This is a genomic window from Microcystis sp. LE19-41.2A (genome assembly GCF_027530405.1).
GTDB classification, from domain to species: domain Bacteria; phylum Cyanobacteriota; class Cyanobacteriia; order Cyanobacteriales; family Microcystaceae; genus Microcystis; species Microcystis aeruginosa.
In genome coordinates this window covers 1-2,668 of the sequence record NZ_JAPZQJ010000487.1, presented here as the reverse complement: position 1 = coordinate 2,668, position 2,668 = coordinate 1, and the positions used below count along the sequence as shown (strand labels likewise).

The 2,668-nt window shown below is 44.5% G+C and carries 3 protein-coding genes; 2 read left to right on the top strand and 1 reads right to left on the bottom strand.

Annotation, left to right across the window (positions count from 1 at the left end):
• Positions 1–37: 37 nt before the first annotated feature.
• Positions 38–832, top strand: coding sequence for a CPBP family intramembrane glutamic endopeptidase (locus tag O9290_RS20590; protein WP_002759726.1), 795 nt, complete (start codon positions 38–40; stop codon positions 830–832).
• Here O9290_RS20590 and O9290_RS20585 read toward each other — a convergent pair.
• Positions 815–1,612, bottom strand: coding sequence for a Tab2/Atab2 family RNA-binding protein (locus O9290_RS20585; RefSeq protein WP_288027313.1), 798 nt, complete (start codon positions 1,610–1,612; stop codon positions 815–817). The genes O9290_RS20590 and O9290_RS20585 overlap by 18 nt on opposite strands.
• A gap of 150 nt (positions 1,613–1,762) precedes the next feature.
• Between O9290_RS20585 and rimM the strand changes: the two genes are divergently transcribed.
• Positions 1,763–2,341: a ribosome maturation factor RimM gene (rimM, locus tag O9290_RS20580; protein ID WP_190722070.1), complete on the top strand. Its 579-nt coding sequence runs from the start codon at positions 1,763–1,765 to the stop codon at positions 2,339–2,341.
• The last annotated feature ends 327 nt before the right edge of the window (positions 2,342–2,668 follow it).

Sequence of the window (2,668 nt, the reverse complement as noted above, 5' to 3'; positions counted from 1 at the left end):
ACACCCCACACCCCACTTCCATAACACCTAATTGACAATGGAGATTGCCGCCTTAATAAAAATTATTATTTTCCTGTTAGCCTGGTTAATTCTCTGGCTGCCGATTGCCATTGGTTTAGGGAGTCGTTTGGGATGGCAACCGCTGCAAGGGACAAAACCTGACCAGAAATTGCCCCTAGTGGCCTCTCTTTACGCCTTGGCTCCCTTAGTTATCTGGGGATTATTGAAGATAGAGGGGAGCAGCCTCCATAATTACGGATTAATTTGGTCATTTTCCCTATTTATCTCCCTAACTAAAGGATTAATCCTGGCAGTGGTGGGATTAGGGATAATTTTTTTCCTAGAGGGGATTTTGACATGGGTACATTGGCAGCCCAAAAACCTCACTCGCGCTTTTTCCTTGAGTTTACCCCTGTTGATAGTGGCTCTCTGGGTGGGTATTACCGAGGAATTAATCTTTCGGGGCATCTTTTTGAGCCAATTAAGCCAAGAATACGGTTTTTGGGTGGCGGGAGCCATTTCTAGCCTAATTTTTGCCCTGCTGCACCTGCTTTGGGACCGTCAGCAAACGCTGCCGCAACTACCCGGTTTATTTCTGATGGGGATGGTTCTGGTCTGGGCGCGGGCGATCGATCATGGTAGTTTAGGATTAGCTTGGGGACTTCATAGCGGTTGGGTGTGGGGATTAGCTTTGCTAGACAGTGCCGAATTGATGTCTTACAGCGATTCTGGGTTAGTTTGGGTCAAAGGTATCTATAACCAACCTTTAGCGGGTTTAGCGGGTATTCTTTGCCTCTTGGGGACAGCTTGGGGGTTAAACTTGTTTCAGTAGCCAAAAGCCGGTAAAAGTGCGACCAGAATCATCCGGTTGTATCAGGAGAAAGTGCAAACCTTGGCTTTCCTGTTTGGTTGCTTGATAAACATTGGCTGCCAGGGCCACTTCTTCATCTTCGTAGGTCAGAAAAATCCAACGTTCATTTAGACCCGATTCCAAGACTAAACCGCCCGATCGCCCCCTTTCTGTGGGAATATGATCGATAAATACCGGGTTAATTTCCTCTAACCAACGAGCGATGGCAAGAGATTTTTTACCACCGGTAATAACCACGCCGGGGATCATGAGAGTGGAGGCTAAACCTAATTTTAAAGGAGAAAAGGCTTCTGGTAGGGAAAGAATCGGTATTCTGCGATCGCCAAAAAAGTTAACTAAATCAACGGCGGGAAAGCGAGCAAAACGCCACTCTTGACCTAAAAATTGGTCTGGTAGGGGTTGCGGTGGAGGAGAGTCGATATTTATGGGGATTTGCCGCAATTCTAGCTGTTTTTTCAGAGCGTTAACGTGACGGGTTAACTCAATTTTGATCTGTAAATTCTGACCAGCGAGGAGAAATAAATTGGCGCATTGGGGGCGAAAAACTTGGATAATTTCCGGAGGGGAGACTTGACAAGCTTGCTGTAACTGTTGGGTTAACCAGTCGCTATTAGCTTGGGATTGGGGACAGGAATTTTCATAGATAAGATGACCAAGAGAATCGGAAATTAACAATTGCCAGACTGTCTCAAGAGGTGAAGAAGATGAAGATTTATAAAAATCCGCTTGCCAAATAGTCATAATTTAGTCAAAAGTCACCAGTAAAAAGTCAAAAAATGGTCAGGAGTAGAGGTCAACTAAAAATTTTAGCTTACCAAGACTTTTAAAATCTAGGAGCGAGACAAAAAAGGCTATATACTAGGGAAAGCTATAGCAAAAAGTATCGAGACAATGGAAGAAAATTGGCTAGAAATTGGGACAATAGTAGCACCCCAGGGACTGGAGGGAGAATTGCGAGTTTTATCGGTATCAGATTTTCCCGAACGTTTTCAGAAGCGAGGGATGAGGGGAATACAAGGACCCCAGGGGGGAGAAATCCGAGAAATTACTCTGCTCAGGGGACGTGAGCTACCGGGCAAAAATGTTTATGTTATCAAGTTAGAGGGGGTTGAAAATCGGGAACAAGCCGAAGCTTTGCGCGGATATAAATTATGGGCGAATAAACTAGAAAAACCTCGCCTAAAAGCGGATGAATATCATGTTAGTGAGCTAGTAAACTTAGAGGTTTATCATCACCTGACAGGAGAAAAAATCGGGGTTGTAGTAGATATTTTGTGGGCGGGTAATGACATTTTAGCAGTGCAACTAGAAGCAAATCTAGCCTCCGTCAAGAAAAAAAGTCCATCCTCCGACTCAGAGGCCACGGCCTTGGTCCCCTTCGTCAAAGAAATTGTTCCACTGGTGGATCTGAAAGCGGCACGCATCGAGATTGCGCCACCACCGGGGTTATTAGAGATCAATTTATCCTAGTGGGACTTAAACGATCAACAAGAGTATAATAGAGTATAATCGTTATAGAGTAAGCACTTGACGTTGAGAGAGCAGCGATGAAAGAGACAACCCCAGTCGCGATGCCTCCCTGCTTTCACCGATGGTGTGGACGTTTTGACAACTGCTTCAAGAGCGAAGCGCAAAAAAATGGGTTCAGACAGTATTTAGGGTTTGCTGAATAAATATAAAAACCTTGTTGGATAAGGCTTTTAGACTTTTTTTCCCTGAAAAAGTGCCTACCATTGGAGTGATTGGGGGGAAAATTTAGGGATTTTTTCCCTGAAAATTAGGTAATTGACCACCTGA